The organism is Saccharibacillus endophyticus (assembly GCF_013185185.1).
Classification (GTDB): Bacteria; Bacillota; Bacilli; order Paenibacillales; family Paenibacillaceae; genus Saccharibacillus; species Saccharibacillus endophyticus.
Genome location: NZ_JAAZWE010000006.1, coordinates 262,622 through 289,534 on the forward strand (window position 1 = coordinate 262,622; position 26,913 = coordinate 289,534).

Annotated in this window: 23 protein-coding genes; 2 read left to right on the forward strand and 21 right to left on the reverse strand. The window is 53.2% G+C overall.

The annotated features are described in order from the left end of the window. Positions 1-95: 95 nt before the first annotated feature. The 7 genes from HRQ63_RS20965 to prmA form a co-directional block, all read right to left on the reverse strand. Entirely contained in the window at positions 96-479 is a 384-nt protein-coding gene (locus tag HRQ63_RS20965) for a hypothetical protein (RefSeq protein WP_172247115.1), read from the reverse strand. Between the two features lie 192 nt (positions 480-671). Further along, complete coding sequence (locus HRQ63_RS20970) at positions 672-2,021, reverse strand: class I SAM-dependent rRNA methyltransferase (protein WP_172247116.1); 1,350 nt, start codon at positions 2,019-2,021, stop codon at positions 672-674. Between the two features lie 42 nt (positions 2,022-2,063). Next, entirely contained in the window at positions 2,064-2,495 is a 432-nt protein-coding gene (locus HRQ63_RS20975; RefSeq protein ID WP_037290004.1) for an NUDIX hydrolase, read from the reverse strand. 108 nt (positions 2,496-2,603) lie between these two features. Next, positions 2,604-3,947, reverse strand: coding sequence for a tRNA (N(6)-L-threonylcarbamoyladenosine(37)-C(2))-methylthiotransferase MtaB (gene mtaB / locus HRQ63_RS20980; RefSeq protein ID WP_172247117.1), 1,344 nt, complete (start codon positions 3,945-3,947; stop codon positions 2,604-2,606). Beyond that, positions 3,947-4,711, reverse strand: coding sequence for an RsmE family RNA methyltransferase (locus HRQ63_RS20985; protein WP_172247118.1), 765 nt, complete (start codon positions 4,709-4,711; stop codon positions 3,947-3,949). The genes mtaB and HRQ63_RS20985 overlap by 1 nt, the downstream gene beginning before the upstream one ends. A gap of 137 nt (positions 4,712-4,848) precedes the next feature. Next, on the reverse strand, positions 4,849-5,547 hold the full coding sequence (locus HRQ63_RS20990) for a site-2 protease family protein (protein ID WP_172247119.1): 699 nt from the start codon (positions 5,545-5,547) through the stop codon (positions 4,849-4,851). Further along, positions 5,548-6,525, reverse strand: a complete 978-nt coding sequence (gene prmA / locus HRQ63_RS20995) for a 50S ribosomal protein L11 methyltransferase (protein WP_172247284.1) — start codon at positions 6,523-6,525, stop codon at positions 5,548-5,550. Positions 6,526-6,627: 102 nt separating this feature from the next. Between prmA and HRQ63_RS21000 the strand changes: the two genes are divergently transcribed. After that, on the forward strand, positions 6,628-7,128 hold the full coding sequence (locus tag HRQ63_RS21000; protein ID WP_172247120.1) for a PH domain-containing protein: 501 nt from the start codon (positions 6,628-6,630) through the stop codon (positions 7,126-7,128). Positions 7,129-7,268: 140 nt separating this feature from the next. Here HRQ63_RS21000 and HRQ63_RS21005 read toward each other — a convergent pair whose 3' ends face one another. The 10 genes from HRQ63_RS21005 to lepA all read right to left on the reverse strand — a co-directional run bounded on the left by HRQ63_RS21005 (position 7,269) and on the right by lepA (position 20,094). Continuing rightward, on the reverse strand, positions 7,269-8,786 hold the full coding sequence (locus tag HRQ63_RS21005; protein ID WP_229714080.1) for a DHA2 family efflux MFS transporter permease subunit: 1,518 nt from the start codon (positions 8,784-8,786) through the stop codon (positions 7,269-7,271). After that, positions 8,779-9,237, reverse strand: coding sequence for a MarR family winged helix-turn-helix transcriptional regulator (locus HRQ63_RS21010; protein WP_051507301.1), 459 nt, complete (start codon positions 9,235-9,237; stop codon positions 8,779-8,781). Before HRQ63_RS21010 ends, HRQ63_RS21005 begins: the two co-directional genes overlap by 8 nt. Positions 9,238-9,980: 743 nt before the next feature. Beyond that, positions 9,981-10,169 (reverse strand): hypothetical protein, encoded by a 189-nt coding sequence (locus HRQ63_RS21015; protein ID WP_172247122.1) that lies wholly within the window; start codon positions 10,167-10,169, stop codon positions 9,981-9,983. Positions 10,170-10,311: 142 nt separating this feature from the next. Then, positions 10,312-11,433, reverse strand: a complete 1,122-nt coding sequence (gene dnaJ, locus HRQ63_RS21020) for a molecular chaperone DnaJ (protein ID WP_172247123.1) — start codon at positions 11,431-11,433, stop codon at positions 10,312-10,314. Between the two features lie 206 nt (positions 11,434-11,639). Then, positions 11,640-13,484 (reverse strand): molecular chaperone DnaK, encoded by a 1,845-nt coding sequence (gene dnaK, locus HRQ63_RS21025; RefSeq protein WP_172247124.1) that lies wholly within the window; start codon positions 13,482-13,484, stop codon positions 11,640-11,642. Positions 13,485-13,652: 168 nt separating this feature from the next. Next, the gene (gene grpE, locus HRQ63_RS21030; RefSeq protein ID WP_172247125.1) at positions 13,653-14,237 is read right to left on the reverse strand and encodes a nucleotide exchange factor GrpE; all 585 of its coding nucleotides are present in this window, start codon (positions 14,235-14,237) and stop codon (positions 13,653-13,655) included. A 70-nt stretch (positions 14,238-14,307) separates the two neighbouring features. Then, a complete protein-coding gene (hrcA, locus tag HRQ63_RS21035; protein WP_172247126.1) occupies positions 14,308-15,336 on the reverse strand; it encodes a heat-inducible transcriptional repressor HrcA in 1,029 nt (342 codons plus the stop codon). A 167-nt stretch (positions 15,337-15,503) separates the two neighbouring features. Beyond that, positions 15,504-15,974 carry an N-acetyltransferase gene (locus HRQ63_RS21040; protein WP_172247127.1) on the reverse strand — a complete coding sequence of 157 codons (471 nt, stop codon included), beginning with the start codon at positions 15,972-15,974 and terminating at the stop codon, positions 15,504-15,506. 339 nt (positions 15,975-16,313) lie between these two features. Further along, on the reverse strand, positions 16,314-17,513 hold the full coding sequence (gene hemW / locus HRQ63_RS21045) for a radical SAM family heme chaperone HemW (protein ID WP_172247128.1): 1,200 nt from the start codon (positions 17,511-17,513) through the stop codon (positions 16,314-16,316). Between the two features lie 766 nt (positions 17,514-18,279). Next, a complete protein-coding gene (gene lepA / locus HRQ63_RS21050; protein ID WP_172247129.1) occupies positions 18,280-20,094 on the reverse strand; it encodes a translation elongation factor 4 in 1,815 nt (604 codons plus the stop codon). Between the two features lie 205 nt (positions 20,095-20,299). Between lepA and rpsT the strand changes: the two genes are divergently transcribed. Beyond that, positions 20,300-20,575 carry a 30S ribosomal protein S20 gene (rpsT, locus tag HRQ63_RS21055; RefSeq protein WP_172247130.1) on the forward strand — a complete coding sequence of 92 codons (276 nt, stop codon included), beginning with the start codon at positions 20,300-20,302 and terminating at the stop codon, positions 20,573-20,575. 146 nt (positions 20,576-20,721) lie between these two features. On the opposite strand, the gene holA is transcribed toward rpsT, so the two are convergent. From holA to HRQ63_RS21075, 4 genes are all read right to left on the reverse strand, one after another. Continuing rightward, positions 20,722-21,741, reverse strand: coding sequence for a DNA polymerase III subunit delta (holA, locus tag HRQ63_RS21060; RefSeq protein ID WP_172247131.1), 1,020 nt, complete (start codon positions 21,739-21,741; stop codon positions 20,722-20,724). Positions 21,742-21,950: 209 nt separating this feature from the next. Further along, positions 21,951-23,327, reverse strand: a complete 1,377-nt coding sequence (locus HRQ63_RS21065; protein WP_172247132.1) for an anti-sigma factor family protein — start codon at positions 23,325-23,327, stop codon at positions 21,951-21,953. Beyond that, positions 23,328-23,873: an RNA polymerase sigma factor gene (locus tag HRQ63_RS21070; RefSeq protein WP_172247133.1), complete on the reverse strand. Its 546-nt coding sequence runs from the start codon at positions 23,871-23,873 to the stop codon at positions 23,328-23,330. A 333-nt stretch (positions 23,874-24,206) separates the two neighbouring features. Beyond that, on the reverse strand, positions 24,207-26,903 hold the full coding sequence (locus tag HRQ63_RS21075; RefSeq protein ID WP_172247134.1) for a ComEC/Rec2 family competence protein: 2,697 nt from the start codon (positions 26,901-26,903) through the stop codon (positions 24,207-24,209). Positions 26,904-26,913 lie beyond the last annotated feature (10 nt).

The following is a 26,913-nucleotide window of genomic DNA, read 5'->3' on the forward strand; positions in this document are numbered from 1 at the left end:
GTGGCCTCCTTATTTTGCAAACTTTAGCGGTTGCTTTACCTCTATAGTATACCTGATTCGAACGAACAAAAAAAGAACATACGTTCTCGAATCATTCAACGCTTACGTCCGGTTATGCGGCGCCAAATTCGACGGGGAATATTCAAAACCAGCATAAAACCGACCAAAATCGGCGAAACGCCGCCCATAATCGCTGCTCCGAGCCATGCTCCGTCACTGTCTTCGCCAATGACATACCCCACCCAGGCGCCTAAGCCGGTCAATATTCCGCAAAAGAAAAGGATAGTCATCCAAAAGCCGACCGTAGACGCAAAGTCGCGCAAAATCTCGCCCGGCAGCGCACGTACCTCTCGGCGCAGATCGTCCCGGTTCCGAATCGTACCGCCAGGCTTCCCCGACGAATCCGTACCGCGATGATCGCTCGACTCTTGTGATCCGGCATCTTTTTTCATATTCCGTTCATTTATTCCCCTGTTCACAACGATTCCTCCTCGCCTGTGACGTTTTCAGGTCATCTCTTCTCTTATAGCGTACGACGGGAAGAGACTGAATTCAAACGCTTCGGAGTTTGCGTACACGCCCTAATAAAAAAACTTGCTTCCCGCCCAAAAGCGAAAAGCAAGCTTTAACGAATCCCTAGATACGAAACGGATCAGCATTTGCGCGAAAACTTAACGGCTGCGCACTTCGAAAATCGCGAATTTCAGATAATGTCCTTCGTCCACGCCCGAAATTTGCGGATGGTCTTTGCCTGCGGCGCGCCATTCGATCAAGCGCAGCGTTTTGCCTGCATCGCGCGCGGCTTCCTGAATCGTTTCCAGGAACAAATCCGGACGCATATGGTACGAGCAGCTGGCCGTCACCAGATAACCGCCTTCGCTGACCAGCTTCATGCCGTGCAGGTTGATGTCTTTGTAACCGCGAACCGCGCCTTTGACCGCCGAACGGCTTTTGGCGAATGCGGGCGGGTCGAGAATCACGACGTCCCAACTGCGGCCGCCGCCTGCCGGCATCGGTACGGACGTGTCCACTTTGGACAAGCCTTCGGCGCGGCGTTTGCGTTCTTCGAGCCCTTTCACGTTTTCGCGCAGGTAATCGAACGCATCGGCGACCACGAACTCGACGCGGTCGTCAAAACCGTTCAGGCCGACATTCTCGCGCGCGCTTTCGATCGCATGCGCCGAGATATCGAGGCAGGTGACTTTTTTCGCGCCATACTCGCAGGCATGCAGCGTGAAGCTGCCTGTATGCGAGAAGCATTCCAGCACCGTCGCGCCGTCCCAATACGGGAACTCGACGACTTTGCCGTTTTTGTTGACCGGGCGGCGTTCGCCGTCCACGTCCTGAAGCTCGATCCCGCTGCGTTCGCCCCAACCGGTCATCAGCGGACGGATCGAAGCTCGGTTTTCCCGTTGGTCGAAGAAATAGCCCGTTTTTTGCCCCTGCTCGATATCGACTTTGATCAGCAGATCGTTCTCTTTGACGGTCACGTGACGCGGGCATTCGCCGTACAGCACGCCCGTCGTCTCTTCCAAACCTTCGAGATTTCTGACCGACACGTCGCTGCGTTCGTAAATGCCTTCCGGACGCATCACTTCGACCAATGCGCTGACGATCTCGGCACGGCGGCGGTCCATGCCCAGCGTCAGGATTTGCACGACCAGCACGTCGTCGAACCGATCGACAATCAATCCCGGCAAAAAGTCGGCTTCGCCGTAAACAAGGCGATAAGCCGTACCGAGGACGAACCGATCGCGGTGGCGCAGGCAATCGCGGAAGCGCGAAACGAAAAAGGCTTCGTCCATCTGTTCGATCGTTCCGTGCGACAACAAACGAACCGTGATTTGCGAATTTTCATTATAATATCCCGTACCCAGCGGCTTGCCGCGATGATCGGTCACTTCGACCAGATCGCCGGGCGCCGGATTTCCTTCCGTACTTGCGATCTCGCTTTTATAAATCCACGGATGGCCTTCTTCAAGACGCTTTTTCCGGTTTTTGTCCAATATGACTTTTGCCAAATCGCTTCCTCCTCAAATTGCCGCCTGCGCGTAAAACCGTTGTTACAGCTTCAGCCCCAGCATCTCCATCGCCGATCTCAAGATCGGATGGTTGTTCTCATAACCTGATTTCTTGTGCAGGATCAAAGCTTCCTCCGGCGAAAACCATTCCACGCCCCTGATTTCTTCCTGTTGGGCACGCAATTCGCCTCCGAGCGCTTCAACCAAATAATAACGGACCTCTTTGTCGACAAGCCCGTACTTTTCGTTCTCGTATTGATAGCGAATAATGTCCACGAGTTGGATGATCCGTCCTTCGATACCCGTCTCCTCGCGGATTTCGCGCAATGCCGCTTCGCGCGGCGTCTCGCCCGGCTCGCGTTTGCCTTTGGCCAACGATACTTTGCCGTAGCGATCCTGGATCAGTTGGATTTGCAGCCGTCCGTCCTCTGTACGATAGACGACGCCGCCCGCCGATATTTCCGTTCTGCTCACCGTCTTCTCTCCTTATCCGTGCTCTCCCTTTTCGCAAGCAAAGGGACTTCGCAACCTCCGGCGAAGTCCCTTCTGCCTACGTTCCCGCCATCGGCCGAAAAACCGAGTTTAGGATACCGACGGCGTGCGCACTTCATCCAGAACGCGCAGCAGTTGACCCCGACATTCGTTCGCGCCCGCTTCCGTAATCTTGACGCGGCACAGTTGGCCCTGAAGCTCCTGCGAGCCTTCGAACACGATTGTCAGATAATTGTCGCTGTGCCCGCCGACGAAACCTTGCGGATACGTCCCTTTTTCGTTTTTCTCCGGGATGACGTCCACGACTTCGCCGATGAACTTTTGCGCATATTCCAACTGCATCTTTTCCGACAGCTCGATCAGTTCATGCACGCGCGCGTTTTTGATTTCCTCATCCACCTGATCGTCCATGCGTGCGGCAGGCGTGCCTGTACGCTGAGAGTACGGGAACACGTGCATTTCGGAGAAACCGATGTTTTTCATGAAGTCATAACCGTTTTGATACATTTCCTCCGTTTCGCCCGGGAAGCCCACGATCACGTCGGTGGTGATGGCCACGTCCGGCATCGCTTCGCGGATCCGCGCGATCTTCTCGGCGAATTCGGCAGTGGTGTACTTGCGGCGCATTCTTTTCAACACGGAGTCGTCGCCAGCTTGCAGCGGAATATGGAAGTGACGGCACATCTTGGTCGAACGCTTCAACACGTCCAGCATCTTGTCGTCGATTTGGCTGGCTTCGATCGAGCTGATGCGTATACGCTCCAGCCCTTCGACTTTATCCAATTCCTCCATCAGGTCCGACAAACGATAGTTTTCCATATCGTCGCCGTAGCCGCCCGTATGAATGCCGGTCAGCACGATCTCCTTATAGCCTGCTGCCACCAGTTGACGCGCTTGCGCGAGCACGCTTTGCGGTTCGCGGCTGCGGGACAGTCCGCGCGACCACGGAATGATGCAGAAGGTGCAGAAGTTGTTGCAGCCTTCCTGAATTTTCAGGAACGCGCGGGTATGCCCGTTGAAGCTCGGCACGTCCAGTTCTTCGAACGTCCGCGTCTTCATGATGTTGCGCACGGCATTGATCGGCTCTCGCTTGGCTTGAATCTCGTCGACGAGCGGCAGAATCTTCTCGCGATCCTGCGTGCCGATCACCAGATCGACGCCCGGAATTTCCAAAATCTCGGCCGCGGACGTCTGCGCGTAGCAGCCCGTCACCGCGACGATGGCATTCGGATTGCGGCGGACCGCGCGGCGAATGATCTGACGGCTTTTTTTGTCGCCCGTATTCGTGACCGTGCAGGTGTTGATGAGATAGACGTCCGCCGTCTGATCAAACTCCACCTGCTCGTATCCGTCTTTTTTGAACAGCTGCCAGATGGCTTCCGTATCATAGAAATTAACTTTGCAACCCAGCGTATAAAAAGCGACTGATGGCATTATAAACTTCCTCCCATTTCTCCGGACTCGTACAGGATGCAGGACAACGCGGTCATGCCCGCCGTCTCCGCTCTCAGGATGCGTTTGCCGAGTCCCGTAATTTTGGCGCCGGCTGCTTCCGCTTCAACGGCTTCGCGTTCGGCGAAGCCGCCTTCCGGACCGACGACCAACAAAACATTGGCTTCGCCTTCCCGGCGGCTTTCCGCGAAAGGACGAACGACGTCGCGCAATTGCGATCCGTTTTCTTTTTCATAGCAAAACAGGACCAGATCGTAATCTCCGAACGTCTTTAGCAGCTGCTTGTACGTTAACGGCTGCTTGACCTCGGGGATGCGGCTGCGGTGACTTTGCTCTGCGGCTTCCTTCGCGATCTTGCTCCAACGCTGAAGACGTTTTTCTTCCTTTTTCGCGTCGTACTGGACCACCGTCCGCTCGGACAGGAAAGGAACAAACGCATCCGCGCCGATCTCGGTACATTTTTGAATGACCGTCTCCAACTTGTCGCCCTTGGGCAGGCTCTGGGCAATGCTCACCCGGAAACGGGCTTCGTTCTTTTCGGCGATCTCTTCAATGACGGCCGCGACGACTTCGCCCTGCTCGACGATTTCCAGCTCGGCGAGCACCACGCGCAAGGCGCCGTCGCACACGATAATCTTGTCTCCGGCGCGACCGCGCATGACACGGCTAATATGACGCGCATCCTCGCCGAGAATGCGGACTTTTTCGTTTTCGAATTGTTCTTTTTCCACAAAATATCTCTGCATCGCTCATCCACTTCTCTTCCGTTTTTGACCAAATTCCATCATACACAATTTGGCCTCCGCTGACCAGTAGATCGCGCGAAAAACCGGCAGTTCCCGAAGGAAAAGCCGGTCGTTGCGCCCATATCGAAAGTTTGCGGTTATCCAAAAATCGACGCGCCCAAATCAAGGAATAATTGCATCAGGTCTCCGATCCACACATACATCCGGCCGATCGTATTTTCGCGCAGCGGCGGAATAAACACAATCAACAAGAAAATAAAGATGGAGTACGGTTCGATTTGTTGAAGTTTGCGGCGAATGCGGAGCGGAGCGATGTCCTCGATGATCCGATAGCCGTCTAGCGGCGGCAACGGGATCAGGTTGAACAGGAACAACAAGATATTCATCTGGATCAAGTAGACGAAAAACAAAGCGAAAGCTTCCTGAACCCTGGATAATTCTTCCGTATAAAAAAGGGTTCCGTCTACCATCGTGACATTCAGAATCCCGTACGCCGACAACGCGGAAAAAATCATCGCTCCGACAAACGCGATCAGCAGGTTGCTCAGCGGCCCTACGGCAGAGACGACGATTCCCATTAATCTCGGTTTGCTGAAATTCTCGCGGGTGACCGGAACCGGGCGCGCCCAGCCGAAGCCCGCGATCAGGATCAGGATCATGCCGAGAAAGTCGACATGCCGCGCCGGATTCAGCGTGACGCGGCCGAGCAGCTGCGCCGTAGGGTCGCCGAATTTATAAGCCGCGTACGCGTGCGCGAACTCGTGCACGGTAAACGCGATGATCAATACGATCAGAACAAAAGGCAGGACGTCCCAAGAAAAGGCCAAAAAGTTCATTTAGACCACCTTTTCCGCGACGAAAGCCAGCCATTCCTCCTCGCGATGCACGTCCCGAATCGTCAGACCCGCCGCAATCAGTCCTTCGCGCACGGCATCTTCTTTATCCTTGTAGATACCGGATGCCAAGTACAAACCGCCCGGACGCAAAGCTTCGTACACGTCGTTCGTGAACAGCAGGATGATCTCGGCCAAAATGTTCGCTACCACGATCTGAACCGGAAGCTCTACGCCGATATCCGACGATGCGCCGTGGCCTTCGGGACGCAGCACGGACAGCAGATCGCTTTCTTTAACCGTGATTTCGCCGGACAAGCCGTTCAACGCCACGTTCTCCTGCGCGCTTTTTACGGCTACCGGATCGAGGTCGAGCGCCAGCGCTCTTTTGGCTCCCAGCTTGATTGCGCCGATGGACAAAATGCCCGAACCCGTGCCGACGTCGATGACGTCTTCGCCGCCTTTGACGATGCTTTCCAGCGCGCGCAGGCACAAGGCCGTCGTCGGGTGCGTTCCCGTGCCGAAAGCCATGCCCGGGTCCAGCTCGATGATGCGTTCGCCTTCGGACGCTTCGTATTCTTCCCACACCGGCTTGATCGTGAGGGTATCGGATACTTTTAACGGTTTGTAGTAGGCTTTCCATGCCGTCGCCCATTCTTCTTCGTCGACCAACCGCGTCTCGTACGTCGGACTGCCCGTATCGATATCGAATGTTTCCAGCTCCACCGTACGGCTTTTGACTTCTTCCAGCACGGCTTCGATATTCACGTCATCGGAAAAATACCCTTTGATCTCCGCGCGGCCTTCCGGAATATCGTTCAAAGGCTGGTCGAACCATTCCCCGTAAGGACGTTCGCGCTTCTTGTTCAAGTTCCCCGATTCTTCGATCGAAACGCCGCCCGCTCCCGCTTCATGCAGGAAATTCGAGATGGCTTCCACCGCTTCCTCCGTCGTATGTATGGTCAATTCGTGCCACAACATCATCAATCGCTCCTCAATGTTTAACTTTTTCGCTCGTTTCATTGTACTATAGACTTACAAGCAGCACAAAACCCCAACTTTTCGCGAAAAGAGGATGAGTGTATGATCTATTGTACGAATTGCGGCGCGTCCAACGCGGACGATGCGAACTTCTGCGGAAAATGCGGCAAGCTCCTGCAAGGAGAAGCCCGGCCCGATGCTTCGTCTCGCCCGCCGGCCCGAGCGGAACAGCCCGATGCGCGGACGGAAAAAACATTATGGGAAGGACGTCCTTCCGACCTCGGCGACCAGATCAAAACCGGACTGCTCATGAACAATGTCCGCTATAAAATCACGAGCCAGCGCCTGATCGTCACTACAGGGCTGGTCGGCAAAAAATCGGAAGAAGTGGAACTCGTCCGGATCAAAGACATCGCGATGGAAAAGACGGTCATGGACCGCATGATGGGCGTCGGCACGATCATCGTCTATTCCAGCGATCCGACTACTCCCGAAGTACGCCTCGAAGACGTCAAAGACGTGGAGAAGGTAAAAGATTTGCTGCGGGATGCGGTACGGGCGGAAAAAGAACTGTACGGCACGCGGTATCGGGAAGACCTTTGAATTTATTAACGTGCAGATGGAAAAAGCCCGCTCTCCGGGGATTGGAGAGCGGGCTTTTTGACGCTGAAGATCAAATGCCGCGGCGCGAGGTTTGAACAATCAGCCCGCGCCGGAACGAAAATTCAAAACTGCGATAAACGTTAAGCTTTCGCGTTCGCATTTTCCGAAGCGGTCGTCGGCACTTGATGCGGAACCGTTTTTTTGTTGTCCACGGCGACGCGTTTGATGAAGAAGGCCAAAATGAACGCGGCTGCGGTCATCCAGGTTGCCACGACGAACGAATGGTTGATGCCTTCCACCATAGCCTGCATCGTGACCGTTTGCATCTGAGCGGCGTTTTGCGGATCGACGCCCATGCTGACGACCAGCTGTTTGCCGACTTCGGCCGCTTTATTCGACATGATCGAGACCAGCAGCGCCGTACCTAAAGCGCCGGCGATGGTACGCAGCGTGTTGGACATTGCCGTACCGTGGCCGTTCAAACGGGCCGGCAGTTGATTGAGGCCCGCGGTTTGGATCGGCATCATCATGAGCGACATGCCGAACATGCGGATCGTATACACCGCGATCAAATGTCCGTACGTCGTATCGACGGTCAATTGGCTGAATTCGTAAGTCGTCACGGTCATGATCGCGAGACCCGCAACGGCCAGCCAGCGCGCGCCGATTTTATCGAAGATGTAACCGGTAATCGGCGACATGATCCCCATGAGGATCGCGCCCGGCAGCAGCATCAGGCCGGATTCGACCGGCGTGAAGTTTCGCACGTTTTGCAGATACAGCGGAAGCAGAATCATGCCGGAGAACAAAGCCATCGTCGCGATAACGTTAATGATGGTAGTCAACGTGAATACGTCGTATTTGAACACGCGCATTTCCAAAATCGGTTTGTCGCTTCTCAACTGGCGGATAACGAACCACAGCAGAGCGACGGCTCCGATGGCGAGCGTCCAAACCACTTCGTTGGCGCCCCAGCCTTCCGAACCCGCTTGGCTGAAGCCGTACAAGATGCCGCCGAAACCGATCGTAGACAATACTACGGCAAACATGTCGAGTTTCGGACGGGAAGTTTCGGTTACGTTACGCATGAACAGAATGCCCAGAATAACGGACAGGATGCCGAACGGCAGGATCAGATAAAACAGGTAATGCCAGTCGTAATGTTCAACCATCCAACCGGACAGCGTAGGACCGATTGCCGGAGCGAAGATCATGGCCACGCCGACGAGCCCCATGGCGGAACCGCGTTTTTCGATCGGGAAAATGGTCAGGATCGTGAACGTCATCAGCGGCATCAGGATGCCTGCGCCGGCTGCCTGAACCATGCGTCCCGCAAGCAGCAAGCCGAACGAATCGCTGAATGCGCACAATAACGTACCTAAGGTGAACAAACTCATTGCGGTGATAAACAGGTTTCTCGATGTGAATCGAGCCATCAGGTAAGCCGTTACCGGAACCATGACGCCGTTGACGAGCATGAAGCCGGTGCTCAGCCATTGAATAACGGTCGTTTCGACGTTGAGGTCTTTGGCCATCGTCGGCAGCGCCACGTTCAGCAGCGTTTGGTTCAACAGCGCGACAAAAGCGCCGATCAACAGGGCGACGAGAATCGGACCCTTTTTCAGGGTTTGAATGTCTTGCACAGCAGTTTTACTCATGGTGGTTTTCATCTCTCACTTTTTCTAATTTTTTAATGATTTTTCGGTGCGCTTGAAGCATGACTTGCAATTCTTCAGGGTCCAGATCATTAAGACCCGACAGGTATTGACGATAAGCGGAGTCGGCATCTTTAAGTACCTGCTCGCCTTTTTCCGACAGTTTCAAAACCAGTACGCGCCGATTATTGGCCGGACGTTCGCGAATGACCAACTCCGCCTTCACCAAACGATCGATCACGCCGCTGACCGTGCTGCTGCCCAGCCTCATATGCTCGGCCAGTTCACCCAGTCCGATCTCCGGACGATCCCGAAGCGCCTTCAACGTCATCAGTTGAATACCTGTGACGCCGAAGCGGCACGACATGTCCGACATCAGTTGAAAAAAGAGCTGCTTCACTTCCCGGAACGAGTCGACGATCTCGTGCAGTTCAATCTCAGTGTTCGTGTTCAAAGGTATCGCTGTCCTTTCTGTTGCATGAAACCGTGCCATGACAAACGTTCTCTTGCGAAATGTTCGTCTGTAAACATTTCGTATACGAATGATTATACTACAAATTTTTATAGTGTCAACATATACATATAAAAAGCGCAGGGTTTTCCGTTCTTCGCTCGGGCTTGTTTTCCTCTCGGGCCCCTGTAACGGGCCGCGAGTAGAAGGAAAGCCAAAAGTCGCTCAGCCCGGAAAACCCTGCGCCGGTCCGGGGAGGCAGGCGGCCGCTTCGCCCAGGCCGCCGAATGCGGTAAGGCATCGAAGCCCCCTGCCTCCGGCGGCTTCCACCAAGGGTCGACAGCGGCTTTGCCGACTGCAAGTTCAAGTTGAAAAAAGCAAGAGAACCGTATAACGACGTATGCAACAGGGTTGAGAAAACGTTGTACTTTATATTTAATCCAGACACAAAATTTCAATCGCAATCGTTCTAAAATAAAAATTTAGAATCAAAAGTGTCAATCCATATAATGTGCTTGGTAATTAGAAATTTTGCTTTTCAAACCTTCTCTCTTTTCAAACAAAAAAGCAGCCTCCTTTTCAGGAAGCTGCTTTAACTTTTTTAAAAAACATTCTTTAAAAAAGCGTCAGCGGAGGGAGAAATTCAGGTCAAGACGCCTTTGAACTTGGAAAGCCGAAGGCTTTCCAAGTGAGACAGCGACTTGAACGAATTTCTCCCGCAGCGTCCGGGCTTATGCAGAAGCCCCCTACATCCCCATACTCATCAACAAGAAAAACCCAAACATTAAAAAGACCAAAACGGCAAAGAACAGACTCGCCCAATTACGATGATCTTTTTCCGCATTCGGATTGACGGACTTGATGAAAAAAGACATGAATCCGAATCCCAAAGATGCCACAATCAGAAGGACTGTCAAAGCAAATATTTCGTACATGTTGTCCCTCCTTCTTTTATTGGCGTTCATTTGATCGAAGCACGTTTATACTGAACGCCTCAATCGGAGAAAAAGTTATGCCGATTCTAAAAAAATAGACCTTCGGTTCGAAAACCGAAGGTCTATTTTTCTTTATACGAACTTAGTCGCCGCGGAAAGCGCGCTTCATCCGATCGAAGAAAGATTGTTCCTGTTCATGCGTTTGTTCGCCGCTTAGGCCGGAGAATTGGCGCAGCAGGTCTTTTTGTTCGTCGGTCAGTTTGCTCGGAGTGATCAAGACCACTTTCACATGCTGGTCGCCTTGTCCGGTTCCGCGCAGGCGCGGAACGCCTTTGCCTCTCAGACGGAAATAAGTACCCGTTTGGGTTCCGGCCGGGATCTTCAGTTTGACTTTTTCCGTCAAGGTCGGGATCTCGATTTCGTCGCCGAGAGCGGCTTGAGCGAACGTCAAAGGCACTTCGCAGTAGATGTCGTCGCCTTCGCGGTCGAAGAATTCGTCGGCTTTCACGCGAATGACTATATAGAGGTCGCCTGCCGGGCCGCCGCGCAGGCCGCCGTCGCCTTCGCCGGTCATGCGGAGTTGAGCGCCGTCATCCACGCCCGCAGGAATGCGGATATGCACTTTGCGCTGCTTTTTCACATGGCCGCTGCCGCTGCATGTCGAGCATTTTTCTTTGATGATTTTGCCGTTGCCGCCGCAGTTCGAACACGCTCTGCGATTGACCATGCGGCCGAAAGGCGTGTTTTGCACGACTTCTTCTTGGCCGCTGCCGTGGCAGACCGTACATACTTCGGGCTGCGTACCCGGTTTGGCGCCGCTGCCGTTACACGTATCGCAGCTTTCGGTACGCGGAATGGTGATGTCGATCTCTTTTCCGAACACCGCTTCTTTGAATTCGAGCGTCATCGTATACTGCAAATCGTTGCCGCGCTGCGGCGCGTTCGGGTTGCGGCTTCTTCCGCCGCCTCCGCCGCCAAAGAACATATCGAAGATATCGCTGAATCCGCCGCCGTTGAAATCGCCTCCGCCGAATCCTTGGTTAGGGTCTTGGTGACCGTATTGGTCGTACTGAGCACGTTTTTGACCGTCGCTCAGTACGTCATAGGCTTCTTTGACTTCTTTGAACTTGGCTTCGGCATCGTCCGCTTTGTTGACGTCCGGGTGATACTTACGCGCCAGCTTGCGGTAAGACGCCTTGATATCCTGATCGCTCGCACCCTTTTCAATGCCGAGCACCTCGTAGTAATCGCGCTTTTCCGCCATCGCTGTACTCCAACTCCTTTATGCTTTTAATCTGTACCTTCTATCGCATATATGCGGAAAGTCGCTTATGCGCTTTCCGCCCGTGAACCTGACAAAAGGGAAGCCCGGTCCGGGATGACCCGGCCTGACCTCCCCCAGCCGGCCCGTCCGCCGATCGGCGGGGTCGGGCTCTTGTTCGGTTAACCAAAAACGACCACTTAAAAATATTAGTCTTTTTTGTCTTCGTCCACAACTTCGTAATCGGCATCGACGACGTTGTCGCGGTTTTGCGAAGAAGCGCCTGCTTCCGGTTCGCCGCCTGCTTGCGCGCCTTCCGCGTTGGCTTGCTCATACAGCTTCACGGACAATTGTTGAACGATTTCGGTCAATTCTTCCGTTGCTGCTTTGATCTCGTCCACGTTTTCGCCTTCCAGCGATTTTTGGACTTTTTCTTTCGCGGCATTCGCTTTATCAATCTCGGAAGCGTCGACTTTGTCGCCCAGATCCTTGATCGTTTTATCCGCTTGGTAAATGAGTTGGTCGGCGTTATTTTTCGTTTCGACCAATTCTTTGCGCTTCTTGTCTTCTTCGGCGTGCAGTTCGGCATCCTTCATCATTTGCTCGACTTCGGCGTCGCTCAAGCCGCTCGAAGAGGTGATGGTGATTTTTTGACTTTTGCCTGTTCCTTTATCCGTTGCCGATACGTTTACGATACCGTTGGCATCGATATCAAAGGTGACTTCGATTTGCGGTACGCCGCGCGGTGCCAAAGGAATATCGCCCAGCGTGAAGCGACCCAGCGTTTTGTTGCCGGCAGCCATTTCGCGCTCGCCTTGCAGCACGTGGATTTCTACGCTTGGTTGGTTATCGGCGTAAGTCGAGTAGACTTGCGATTTGCTTGTCGGGATCGTCGTGTTGCGGTCGATCATCTTCGTGAACACGCCGCCGGCCGTTTCGATACCCAGGGACAGAGGCGTTACGTCCAGCAGGACCACGTCTTTGACTTCGCCTGTCAGCACGCCCGCTTGAACGGCAGCACCGAGGGCTACCACTTCATCCGGGTTAACGCCTTTGTGCGGATCTTTGCCCGTCAGCTTTTTGATCGCTTCCTGTACGGCAGGAATACGAGTCGAACCGCCGACGAGAACGATCTTGTCGATTTCGCTCGACGACAGGCCGGAGTCTTTGATCGCTTGACGCGTCGGAGCCAGCGTACGCTCAACCAGCGAAGCGGAGATTTCTTCGAATTTCGCGCGAGTCAGGTTCAACTCCAAATGCTGGGGAACGCCGTCGACCATTGTGATGAACGGAAGCGAGATCGTTGTCGTCATCACGCCCGACAGTTCTTTTTTGGCTTTTTCCGCTGCATCTTTCAGACGTTGCACAGCCGCTTTATCTTTGCTCAGGTCGATGCCTTGTTCTTTTTTGAACTCGGCTACCAGATAATCGATGATCACTTGGTCGAAGTCATCGCCGCCCAGGTGGTTGTCGCCGCTTGTTGCTTTAACTTCGAAGAAACCGTCGCCCAGTTCAAGGATCGAGACGTCGAATGTACCGCCGCCCAAGTCATAAACGAGGATCGTTTGGTCTTCAGATTTTTCCAGACCGTAAGCCAATGCAGCAGCCGTAGGCTCGTTGACGATACGAAGCACTTCAAGGCCCGCAATTTTGCCGGCGTCTTTCGTCGCTTGACGTTGAGCGTCGTTGAAGTAAGCCGGAACCGTGATAACGGCTTGCGTTACCGTTTGGCCCAGGTAAGCTTCGGCGTCGGATTTCAGCTTTTGCAGGATCATGGCCGAAATTTCTTGCGCCGTATAGTCTTTACCTTCGATTGTTTCTTTGTGGTTCGTGCCCATGTGACGTTTGATCGAAGCGATCGTGCGGTCCGGGTTCGTGATGGCTTGACGTTTCGCCGTTTCGCCGACGATGCGCTCGCCGTCTTTTTTGAAGCCTACGACCGAAGGGGTCGTGCGCGCGCCTTCCGGGTTAGGGATAACGACGGCTTCGCCGCCTTCCATAACAGCCACGCAAGAGTTTGTTGTTCCCAAGTCAATACCAATTACTCTACTCACAGTAAATATCCTCCTCAGTTAAGTACGGTTGATTTTAAAATAAAATGTTTTTCTCGCGTTGCGTCCGACATGCAGACCCTACGCTCTATCATAACGGTTTGGCGCGCGTTTTCAAACTTGCCGCTTCGCCGCGAACATTCTCGGCAAAGCGGCTTTTGAAAATGCGGTTTAACCGCTGACTTTCACCATTGCGGGACGAAGCACTTTGTCTTTCAACATATAACCTTTTTGCAGCTCTTCGACCACGATGCCTTCTTCGTGCTCGTCGCTTTCCACTTGCATAACCGCTTGGTGGAACTCGGGATTGAAAGCCTCGCCGACGCTATTCATCGCGGTCAGGCCTTCGGCCTGAAGCACGCTTTCGAATTGGCGGTGAATCATTTGCACGCCTTTCACGAACGACTCGGCGCCTTCGCCTTCCGGCAGTGTATCCAGCGCGCGACCGAAATTGTCGATGACCGGAACGAGTTCGGTGATCAGCTTCGATGAAGCGTATTTGCCGAGCTCTTCCTTTTCCCGAATCGTGCGCTTGCGGAAATTATCGAAATCGGCTTGCGAACGCGCAAGACGTTGTGCGTAATCGTCTACCTGCGCCGTTAATGCCTCGATTTTGGCTTGAAGTTGTTCTGCGCTCTCTTCCGTGGCAGCACCGTTGGTTTCTTCGGTTGCCTCTTCAGACGTTTGTGCATCCTGCTCGTTTTCTGCGATTTCTACTTCTTCGTTTTCCGAATATTGCGTTTGTTCTTTACTCAAGATGCTTTCACCTCCTTGTGTAGATCAAAACTCATCGTAACGCAGTGTTGCTATACGCACAGATTTGCGATCACGGCCCGTAGCGTCCGGTCAAAGCCCGGCTCATGGCACGCGACAACAAATCGAGTGTTCCTATGACTTTGGCATACTCCATCCGGGTCGGACCGAGAATGCCTATCGTACCAAATGACTCGCCGTCAAGTGAATAAGTCGCGGTAATCAGACTGCAGTTGACGAAGGCTTGGTGGATGTTTTCGCTGCCGATCCGCACATGGATTCCTTTTTGCTCGGAATTCAGCAAGCGCGTCAGCGTCGGCGTTTCCTCCAGCAGATCGAGCACCGTTTTCAACTTGCCGATGTCTCTGAACTCCGGCTGAATGAGCATATTGGTCGTTCCGCTAAGGAATACCTTCTGATCTTTGCCCGAAACGAGCGAATCGTCCAGCAGCTTCATCAACTGTTCGTAATGCTCGGCATGACGCTGAATTTCTTGTCCGATTTCGGAATAAATCCGTGCTTTCAGCATATGCATCGGCACGCCGGAAAGTTTGGCGTTCAGCAGATTTGCCGTCCGCTCCATATCGGAAGCCGAGACGCCCGGAGGAATCGACACCGTCTTATTTTCGACTTCACCCGTGCTGGTCACGATAATCGCGACGGCCGTAGTCTCGTTCAGCGGAAGAAGTTGAAAATGCTTGAGCGAAGTATTGAACATCTCCGGTCCCAGCAAAATCGACGTATAATTGGTCATCGAAGCCAAAATCGTCCCGGCATGCTGCACGACTTCTTCCACAGCGTTCAGCTTTTCGGCAGCCAGCTGCTTGAATAATTTCAAGTCCTCCGCCTTGAGCGGCTTCAGAGGAGCCATATGATCGACGTAATAGCGGTATCCTTTATTGGAAGGAATCCGTCCCGCCGACGTGTGAGGCTGTTCCAGAAAGCCAAGCTCCTCCAGGTCCGCCATCTCGTTACGAATGGTGGCCGGACTGAACGCTACGTCGCCCCGCTTGGAGATGCTGCGGGACCCGACCGGTTCGGCCGAACGAATATAGTCGTCTACGATGGCGTTTAAGATCATGCTCTGACGTTCGCTTAACACGAGATCCCCTCCTGTCGGATCGATAAGAGCCAATCGGAACATTCTTCCGTTAGCACTCTATCTGAATGAGTGCTAAACTCTATTACAAAAATACCAAACCGGACTCAACGTTGTCAAGTTCGGTTTGGCAGGATACGAAACGTTTTTCGATTTGGTATTGCAGCGTTTTAACCGATGACTTTCAATACAGCGATTTCATCGCAGCGATCGCGCTTGGCGCAATGAATGCAGTCGGTCCAGACCTTCTCGGGAAAGACGTCCATCGGCACCACCGTAAATCCGTTTTTCACGAAAAAAGAAACTTCGTAAGTCAAAGCGATGATCTTCGGAATCCCCTGCTCGATCGCAAGTTCGATCAGACGATCCACCAGCTTCGAACCGACGCCTTTTCCTTTATTCCCATCCATGATACCCAGCGAGCGAATCTCTACAAGATCCGGGCCGAGCAGGCAAAGCGAACCGCATCCGATTACCTTACCGTCTTCTTCCGCCACGACGAAGTTGTCGATTTGGCGTCGCAGCACTTCTCTGGAGCGCGGAAGCATGATTCCTTTTCGCGCATATTCTTCTATCATGAGATACAGCGGTTCAACATCTTCGAGATTCGCTTGTCTGCATACAACGGTAACGGCGGGCATCGGCCGTTCACCTCCTTGTTTGTTAGCTAACGCATGCGCGTCAGGTCCGATTGTTTTCGATTGGATAAATATACATCAATTCGCATAGTTTTTCAATACTTTTACGCAGCGAAAACATAAAATTTTTAAAGTTCGGTTTTCTTGCTGTATTTGGCTTCCTTTACCCGATTCAGCGCATTTGTAACAGCAGGATAGCGACGTTCAAGTCACTTTTCGCTCCTGATTCCCTCTCTGAATCATCGGCACGAAAGGCTCCGTTTATGCGTGAAAACATAAAAAAACCGCCGGGAATTTCCCAGCGGTCTTCGATTTATTGCCTTACAGTTATATTTCTATTCCTCAAGCTTCAACGGTCAGATAGCCAATGAACTCACCGAATACGTCGTTACCGAACAAAATGCCTTTTTCGCTTAAGCGATAACCTTCGAGATCATGCCGGCGTTCGATCAAGCCCAGATCCATCATCTTCTTCAACGGAGCAGCAAAAATCTCTTCCACCGGCACGCCGAACTGCTTGAGGAACCGATCGTTTTCCATCCCGTCCAGCATCCGCAGCCCGACCATCATGAAGTCTTCCATCGCTTCTTCGCGCGGCACTTCGAATTGGTCGAGTCTCGGAAGGCCTTTGGACGCGGCTTCGTTATACGGATTCACGCCTTTGATATTGATATGGCGTTTGCGTCCCACGTATCCGTGCGCACCCGCGCCGAAACCGTAATAGTCCTCGTTTTTCCAATAGGTGATATTATGTTGGCTTTCTTTGCCCGGTTTGGCGAAGTTGCTGATCTCGTATTGCTTATAGCCTGCCTCGCGCATTCGGTCCATCAGCAGCCTGTACATCGCCAGCTCGTCGTCTTCGTTCGGAAGCGGCAGCTTGTTTTTGTTGAAAAGGGTATGGAACAGCGTGTTCTCTTCGACCTTGAGGCTATAAATGGAGTAGTGCGGCAAATCCAATTCCAGTGCCTTGGTAATCGTCTCGTCCAACATTTCGACCGTCTGATTCGGCAAACCGAACATCAAATCGATCGACAAGTTATGCAGGCCGGTTTTGTGCGCATTTTCCAGCGAGCGGTACACGTCGTCCGTATTGTGGATACGCCCGATCTCGCCCAGCAGCTTGTTCTGGAACGCCTGCACGCCGAAGCTGACCCGGTTGACGCCGCCGTCTTTCATCACCTTCATTTTTTCGAGATCGGTCGTGCCGGGATTGGCTTCCATCGAAAACTCGATATCGTCGGACCAATTCGGGAAATGCTTTCGCACGGATGCCAGGAAAAAGGCCATTTCGTCGGGTTTGAGCACCGTAGGCGTTCCGCCGCCGACGAAGATCGTTTTGATCACGCCCGGCGGGGTAATCGCTACGGTCTGCTCCATCTCAAGGTCAAGCGCGCGCAAATAATCCATGACCGGCTGATCTTTGAGCACGTACGAGTTGAAGTCGCAGTAAAAGCATTTATTCGTGCAAAACGGAATATGAATATAGACGGCTTCCGGCGCGGAAGTCACGTTGATTTCGTTGGTGTTGGTGTTATTCGTCATGATTTTGAATCCTCCTGTATGGGTGAAGCATCAAGGTGGAGGCGGTTGGGAGGCGCTGCGGGAGGAGGGGGATTTCGATTGCCGCTAAAATCGGATTTTTCATTAGGCAACTGACTCAGGGGTGAAAATCCAATTTTAGATGCAAGCGCTCCGCTTCTCCATCTCCCCTCCTCCCTCCGCTAATCCCGACGCGTAGAGGGTAGTAGTAGAAAAGATGTCTGGCTGCGCGGCGACAAAGGCCATAAGGGCATTTCGCCGTGCAAAACGTAGCATTTAAGTTTTTGAGTTCTGTTTTTTGTGCGCTGCAAATTAAAGTCAAAAATCGTTCCGTAAATCTTTGATCTTGCATCGTTCACTCTTAAGCAAAATGTCCCCAATCTTCAAAAAGGAAAGCCGGAATTCGGCTTTCCTTTTTAATAACGACGCGAACATCATGATTTCTTAACAAAAAGCGATCTTCCATACGCACTCGCATCTTCAAACGTTCTTTCTCAAACGGGTACCCCTTTTACTGAGGGAACAGGCCCATCAAGGCCGCATTCCCGAAAATCTATCCACTACCAAAAAGCTGGATAGAAATAGGGCTTGGAACGGATGCGGGCGTGCGAGTGCGGGAGGGAGAAGGGAACGAAGCGAGGGCGCATTTGGAAATCGGGGCTCCCTGAAATCTCTCCGAAGACTCCCCGATTCCAACGGCGACCGAGCTCGTTCCATTCTCCCGGCTCCCAAACCGCACATCCCCCGCATACGAGCCAAGCATTAACCGCTACTCGTCCAGCTTCAGCACCGCCATGAACGCTTCTTGAGGCACTTCGACGTTTCCGACCTGCTTCATGCGCTTTTTACCTTCTTTTTGCTTTTCGAGCAGTTTCCGTTTACGCGAGATGTCGCCGCCGTAACACTTGGCCAAGACGTTTTTGCGCATCGCCTTGACGGTCTCGCGCGCCACGACTTTCGTGCCTACGGATGCCTGGATCGGCACCTCGAACATTTGGCGCGGGATCAGCTCGCGCAGCTTCGCGCAGATGACGCGGCCGCGTTGGTACGAGCGGTCTCTATGCACGATGAAGGACAACGCATCGACTTGTTCGCCGTTGAGCAGGATATCCATTTTGACCAGGTTCGATTTGCGGTAGCCCGAAATCTCGTAGTCGAACGAAGCATAGCCTTTCGTCCCGGACTTGAGCTGGTCGAAGAAGTCGTAGACGATTTCGGACAACGGGATTTGGTACGTCAGCGTCACGCGCGTCGTATCCAGGTATTCCATGTTGACGAACTCGCCGCGTTTGTTTTGGCACAGTTCCATAACCGTTCCGACGAAATCGTTCGGGACGATAACCGAGGCTTTTACGTAAGGCTCTTCGACATAGTCGAGGCGGCCGACTTCCGGATAGTTCGACGGATTGTCGATCTGGATCACGGAGCCGTCGGTCAGCCCGACTTTATAAATAACGCTCGGCGCGGTCGTGATCAGGTCGATTCCGAACTCGCGCTCGATCCGTTCCTGAATAACGTCCATATGAAGCAATCCGAGGAATCCGCAACGGAAACCGAAGCCCAGCGCGCTGGACGTTTCCGGCTCGAACGTCAAGGAAGCATCGTTCAATTGCAGTTTCTCCAACGCTTCGCGCAGATCGTTGTAATCCGAAGATTCGATCGGATACAGACCGCAGAACACCATCGGATTGATTTTGCGGTAACCCGGCATCGGTTCGAGCGTCGGGTTTTTCGCATCCGTGATCGTGTCGCCGACGCGCGTATCGCCGACGTTTTTGATACCCGCCACGACGAAGCCTACGTCGCCGACGTTCAATTCGTCCACGATGGTCATGCGCGGCATGAAGGCGCCGACTTCGATAACTTCGAACGTGGTGTCCGCCGCCATCATTTTGATCTTGGAGCCTGCTTTGATCTTGCCGTCCAAAACCCGGATATAGACGATAACGCCTTTATACGGATCATAGTGCGAGTCGAAGATCAGCGCTTTGAGCGGCTGATCCGGATCGCCTTGCGGCGCAGGAACTTTGGCTACGACTTGTTCCAGAATCTCTTTGATCCCGATACCCGCTTTGGCCGAAGCCAATACCGCGTCGCTCGCATCCAGTCCGATTACGTCTTCCACTTCCTGCTTCACCCGATCGGGTTCCGCGCTCGGAAGGTCGATTTTGTTGATGACCGGCAAAATCTCAAGATTGTTGTCGAGCGCCAGGTAAACGTTCGCAAGCGTCTGCGCTTCGATCCCTTGAGCCGCGTCGACAACCAGCAGCGCGCCTTCGCAGGCCGCAAGGGAACGCGATACTTCATACGTGAAGTCGACGTGTCCAGGGGTGTCGATCAGGTTAAGCAAATACTCTTCGCCGTCATCGGCCTTATAGGTTAAACGTACCGCTTGAAGCTTGATGGTAATGCCGCGTTCGCGTTCAAGTTCCATTTGGTCGAGAACCTGTTCTTGCATTTCGCGCGAAGTCAGGGCACCCGTGTATTCGAGGATCCGATCGGCAAGCGTGGACTTGCCGTGGTCGATATGCGCTATAATGGAAAAGTTCCTTATTTTCTTCTGTCTTGCTGCAATGTCAGTCATTCCTTACCTCCGCCTCAATTTGACAAGCCGAATCAATCCATTCATTATAGCAGTTGGCCCTAATCCCAGCAATCCCGCAGAAAGCAAAATCCGATTTATTATTGCATGGATGGTTGCTTTTTTGCCGATGCCATGCTAAGATACTTTAAGTTGTGAAACTTTCGATGTTCGATGTTTCCTATAAGCTTTACAGGAGGTGAATGCAATGCCTAATATCAAATCCGCAATCAAACGCGTAAAGACGAACGAGAAACGCCGTGCGCTTAACGCTTCGCAAAAATCCGCACTTCGCAGCGCAGTGAAAACCGCTACGACAGCGTTGGAGAGCAACGATGTGGAAGCTGCACAAACTGCAGTTAAGACCGCTTCGCAGAAGCTGGATAAAGCCGTAACTAAAGGCCTGATCCACAAAAACGCGGCAGCGCGCAAAAAATCCCGTCTTGCTAAAAAAGCGAATTCTCTGAAAGCTGAACAAGCCTAAGAAACCGCTCTTTTGCGATATAATCGTGTGACCCCGGAATCCTTAGGATATCGGGGTTTTAAATTTTTTCGGAACTTTTGAAAAAGAGGCTTTCCGATTCCCCGAGTCACCCCAGAAATCTTCTGCCCCTTTTCTATCTTATGCAATTACGCACCCAACTTCAGCAAAAACATCTCCAGCCCGAACACTTTATCGACCGCACCCGTTTTGATCTCGTGATCCAGCTTGGCAATCGAAGACAGAATGCCGCGAAGCCTGGCCGATTCGAATCGCTTGGCTTGTTCGGCCGCGATCTTGACCGCATACGGATGCAATCCGAGTTGGCTTGCCATTTGCTGCTGCGAGTAATTTTGCCCGGACATTTCTTTGACCTGAAGCATGATCCGGAATTGGCGCGCGATCAGCGACACGATCTTGATCGGCTCCTCACGCTGCTTCAGCAGGTCGTAAAAGATCGCCATAGCCTGCTGTAATTTCAAGTTGGCAATATGCTCGACCAGCACGAACACGCTCTGCTCCGTCCCGATCGCAACCAGCTTTTCCACATCGGCAGACCCCACCGACCCGCCTGCTCCCGCAAATAAAGACAGCTTTTCGATTTCCGCAGACAATGCCCCGAGCGAAGTTCCTGCCCGTTTCAACAATACGTCCACCGTCTCCGATCCGATCGATACCGAACTTTTGCCAAACTGCTTCGTCACCCATCCCGCCAACTCATTCTCGCTCATCGGCGCAAACGAAATAACGGGCGCGGCCGCTTTGAACGCCTTGACGACCTTTTTGCGTTCATCCAGTTTTTCCGCATAGGCCAGAAATACAAGCACGCTGTAATCCGCAGGATTCCCCAGATACTCCAGCAGTTTCTCTACACGATGCTCGATCTTGGCTGATTCCTTGCCTGCAATAAAGATCGTGCTGTCTCTCACGATGATAAGTTTACGTTCCGCCAAGAAAGGAGCCGTCTCCGCTTCCTCGACCACCAACTCGACCGGAGTCTCGGCAAGGTCGTAATGCGCGACCGCAAACGCCCGTTGATCTTCTTCGATCAGCTCGCTTTCCAGCATCGTGACGAATTCCTTCATTCTATATTTTTCGGTGCCGTAGCACAGATACAGCGGCGATACCTCGCCCGCTCGTATTTGCTTGACTGCCGTTTTTAAATCCATAATATTCGTTACCTCTTTCCGCACTTGCCGGTCCCGACTTTGAACTCGGCGCATTGAATCGGAGTGTTTTGGGGTTGCTGCATCACTCTCTTTGTCTCCATTGTACCGAATATCGCCGAAAAAGGCACATAAAAAGACCGACCTGACCGTTCCCCCGCCTGCTTTACGGATTCGGGAACGGTACTTGGCCGGTTCATTTGTCATGCTTTTTATTTGCCGCCCTGCTGGAGCGCCACTTCTTCAATCTTCCAAATTCCTTGGGCAGTCGTTCCGTCCGCTTTGACCAAATCATACGTAAACGTCTTGCCGTCGGCCGACCATACGCCTCCCGTCACGTCTCCATCCACTTTATGACTGTTCAGCTCTTTTGAACGATCTCCCTTGAGCAGCTTCAGCGTGTTGGGCGAGTAGGTTATCACATAGGTTCCATCCGGCGAGGTCCATTCCGAAGGAGCAACGGTCAGGCTGTATACGGAACTATCCGTCATGTCCGATTCATTGTTTGGCACGTCGGCCGATTCGCGGTCGTTCGACGGTTGCTCTTTGATCGAGAACGTGCCGATACCCTCGTTGGGCTGTGCTTCGTCTTCCGTAGAACTCTCCGCGGACTTTTGCGAATCTTCCTGAACCGGCGGAGCGGCAGGAGGAACCGACTCCACGGCCGGAAGCTGATTGTTTTTCGAGTCGGCAGACGGTTGAGATCCCTCGGAAGCACCCGGATTTTTGCGCGACGTTCCTTCTTTATTCGAAGGCGTATCGGCTTTCGGCTGATCCGCGTTCGGCACAACCGGATTGTTGGGAACTTCTCCGTCGTTTTCCTTCTCCGAAGACGTTCCCGCTTTCGGTTCGACTGGCGCGTTATCGCCGTCTTCCGTCGGCTGCGACTTGACGGAAGGCGGATTGGCTTCGTTTGAAGTCGAAGATTCCGTCGGCGCCGCCGTTTCTGAATCCGCAGGCTCTTCTTCCGGTTCGGTTTGCGCGTTTTGACCCGGCTCGTCGCTCGGTGCCAACTTCGTTTCCGGCTGCATCGTATCCGCTTCGGTGCTCGGATCGATCTTTTCCTGCACCGCTCCGCTTTCCGTCTGCGCTCCGTTGGAAGGCACAATCGTCTCGTCCGTCACTCCGGTAACCGCGGCTGTCGAACTCATTTCCGCATTGGGCATTTCCTTCGGCTCGTAATTAACCACGAAGATGCCCAGCACCGCAGCCGCCACCGCCGTTCCGCCTACGGTACGGCCCAGCGTCGACCGCCAAAAGGCCGCTGCTCTGCGACGCTTCGGCACTTGCTCTCCCAACATGCGCTTGCTTTCCATTTCGGATAATTTTTCAGGCTGCGCCTCCGGTGCAGCGATTGCCGCGAGGCGATCGATTTCATCCAATTTGGGCAAGATGGAATCAACGAGGCTTACCGGCGGTTTGACATCCGGCAGCGACTCCAATTGGTCCGATAACCCTTGAAGAAATTCGAAATCTTCCCGCGCCTCCGGAGACTCGCCGAGATGACGAAACAGCGTATCCGTTTCTTCTTTGGTGAGGTCGTGGTCCAGGTAACGGTTCATGTATTCCAACGCTTCTTCGCGTTTCATCTACAGCGCACCTCCTTTCTGATAATCTCCGAGCAATTGTTGAAGCTGTCCCCGGGCTCTGAATAAGTAAGATTTGACCGTGTTCAGCGGAAGCTCCAGAGAGTCCGCAATCTCGTTATACGACATGTCCTGCACGTAACGAAGAATGACTACCGTTCGATGATGTTCGGGCAGCAAATTAATCGCCCGGTCAATATCTTCTCGAGTATAAGCCCGCATGACTTCGCCTTCCACGCTCTCGCTGCCTTCGAAGACCATCTCGTGTTCTTCGATCGACACCGTAGGTTTGGCCCGTCTGAACTTATCGATGCAAATATTGGTTACGATTCGCTGCACCCAGGTTTTGAACTGCGCTTTCTCTTCGTAAGAACCGATTTTGGTGTAAATACGGATCAGTGCTTCCTGGGCTGCATCCATCGCGTCCTGTTCGTTGTTCAGCGTATAGTAAGCCGTCTTATAGACAGCCGGTTCAATCTCTCGCAATAGGGTGATAAGAGCGTCGCGATCGCCCGATTGAGCGGCTCTAATGAGTTCCTGCTCGACCACTAAGGGTCCCCCTCTCTTGCAACCTCTCTGACGAGTCTTTCCTCGAAAAGGTTGCGTTGTTTTTCTGTTTTTTTCAAAAAAATCGTTTCAAATTTATTTGAACGTATTCTTATGCCCGCCGAGCCGCGAAAATGCCGCTTTTTCCGGATCGGCTCATATCTCCAATCAGTCTACCAGAAACGGATTTACTCGTCATCTGCAGCTTTCTGTCTAACTCTGTATTCTCGTTCTCTTACTATATATCAAACGAAAAGCGCTCTTTCCTCCCACAACGAAAGGAGAAAGGAACGCTTTTGCAATTGCAACGGTTTCGGACAAGCTGCTCGGAAAAGTTCACTGCAGCCGCATTCCGTCGAGATTGCCGAGCAAGGTTCTCACTCGTATCGGCATACCGAACGGCGCTTCGATCTGGATCTCGCCGTGCAGATCCGTGCGGCGAACGAGCGAACCGGCCTGTTCCAGCCGATCCACGACGTCTTCATTCGGATGACCGTAAGTATTGGAGGCACCGACAGAGATGATCGACAACCGCGGCGACCAATGCCGGATCCAGTCTTCGGTCGACGAATGTTTGCTTCCGTGATGTCCCACTTTGAGCACTTCGGCCTTTCCGTTATCGCCGCGTTCCGCCAGCCTTTTCAAAATATCCCGCTCGGCTGCGCCTCCGATATCTCCGGTAAACACAAAAGAATGCCCGTTCATGACCATCCGAAAAGCCACGGAGTATTCGTTTTGGTCTTCCAATTCCGGCAAATTGCCCGCAAATACGCCGGACGGATTCAAAAACTCCAGCGTCGTTCGTTCATCCGGACTCCAAACGTCCCCGTCCTGCGGAGCATAAACGTCCGAGCCGGCAGTCATGACCGCAGCCAACAATTCGTCCAGGTCTTCTCTTCCGCTTCGCGTTCCGTTCATGATGAACCGCTCCACCGGAATTTCATCGATGACGGCAAGCAGTCCTCCGTAATGGTCGCGATCCCCATGCGTAAGGATCACGGCATCCAACCGGTGCACGCCCCGTTTTTTCAACAAAGGAACGACGACGTCCCGACCCACTTCGTACGGGTCGAGTCTTCGTCTCCATTCTTCGCCGGGACGTTCGAACGTAATCGTTCCGCCCCCGTCCACAAGCAGATGTTTACCCGAAGGCGTCGTGATCAGAATAGCGTCGCCCTGCCCGACGTCCAACATTTGCACGAGTCCCGCCGGATCGTTCTTCGGACGGTATGCCGCCGTAAGCAGCCCGGCCAGAAGACATACGCATAAAACGATAAGCCACGGCCTCATACGGTTTCGGCGGCTGTCCGGCATGCCTCCGTATCGAACAGACGGGGCAAAACGTTCCGAAGCGAGCGGCAGGGTATCGCTGTTCGCTTCGTTTGAAGTTGCAAGTCCCGACATGCCTTCCCGATCTTCGCTTCCTTGTCCCTTGTCGGCAGTTCGGTTCAAAGCTCTGGCTTTTACATACCGTTCCGATGCGAATATCCCCGCGAACAATACGGACAAATACAAAGCGATCCACGCAGGAGACGGCGAAGCCCATAACGTGCGCGCCCATCGAACCGCTCCGCCCCCGTCCGCGCACCAAAACACGATCGCATTAAGAAGCCTTACCGGATACGCCGTCCATTCGGCGCCCTGTATCCAGAACGTGCCTAGAATCAGAGATACTGTCCCTAGCGGAATCGAAATCAAGCTGATCAACGGGACAAGAATCAGATTGGCGGCCAGGCCCAGCAGCGAATATTGATTGAAATAATAAATGCTGAGCGGAAAAGATACCAGATCCGCGACCAACGATATGGAGGCCCCCGTCGCGAGGCTGTCGGGCAGGAAAAATAAAATCCGCCGCATCGGGCGGGTCAGCACAATGATGCCGGCCGTTACCGAGAAAGAAAGCTGAAAGCTGATCGACGTCAAATAATACGGATCCCATAGCAACATCAGCAAAGCCGCTAGGCATAAAATGTGCAGCCCGTCCTTCAGCCAACCGCGTCTGGCGGCATACAGTCCGATCATGCTCATGATCCCCGCGCGAATCGCCGAAGGCGAAGAACCGGTAAGCAGCACATACGGCGGGACAAAACATAGCGCAGCTACCAAAGACGTTTCTTTGGCGACGCCCGACCGGCGAAGAATCAACAGCACGGCGCCTACGTATAATCCGACATGCATGCCCGAGATCGCCAACACGTGCGTCATGCCCAGCCGCGCGAAATTGATATACGTCTCGGGATCGAGACCGTCCTGCAATCCCAGCAGCAATCCTTGCATGTATCCGGCGCCGATTCCCGGATACAATTGTTCCAGTTTGCCCGCCAGCAGCGCACGCAAATCGTCGTTTCGGCGCAGCAGGCGCAATCCTCCTCGCGAAGGTTCGAGCAGTTCCAGGCTTGAAGCGCCCGCCCCGCGGGCTACCCAATGAATACGCTTATCACGCAAATAATCGCGATAATCGAAAGCACCGAAGTTGCGCGCTTCCGAAGGCGTTTCCAGGTCGGCGGAAACGGCAACCCGATCTCCCCGTCCCCACGAAGCCGCGGTTTTCTGCTCGTCTTCCGCCGCTAATTTCACGCGCACGACCACTTTTTCCGTCCGTGGCAAAAGAACGAATCCCTTCGAAGCGGCTTCCCCCTTGCTCGCGCCGTTCGCTCCTTCTTCAATACCGGACTTTATACGCTCGACGTCCATTTCGAACATGGCCAGATCGCCGTCGATTTTAACGGCCCCTGCCAAGCTACCTTCCAATTGAATTCCGGGATAACCGCCTTCGACCGTCTTTCCCAGCATATCGGGCAAAACCGAGAAGTTGCGCGCATCCCGGTACGTTCCGTAACTTGCGGCCAGACCTAGCGCCAAGCCGAACAGAAGCAAGGGCTTACACGGCAGCCCAGTTAACCGTCCAGCCGCAAAAAGCAGCAGGGCTAATCCGACCAGCACGATCGCCATCTGCATTCCGTCGTAAAGATGCGCGACGATCGCCCCGGCCAGCCAACAAACGGTAAATCCGACAAAAGGTCTTCGCTTCATGGCGTTTCCT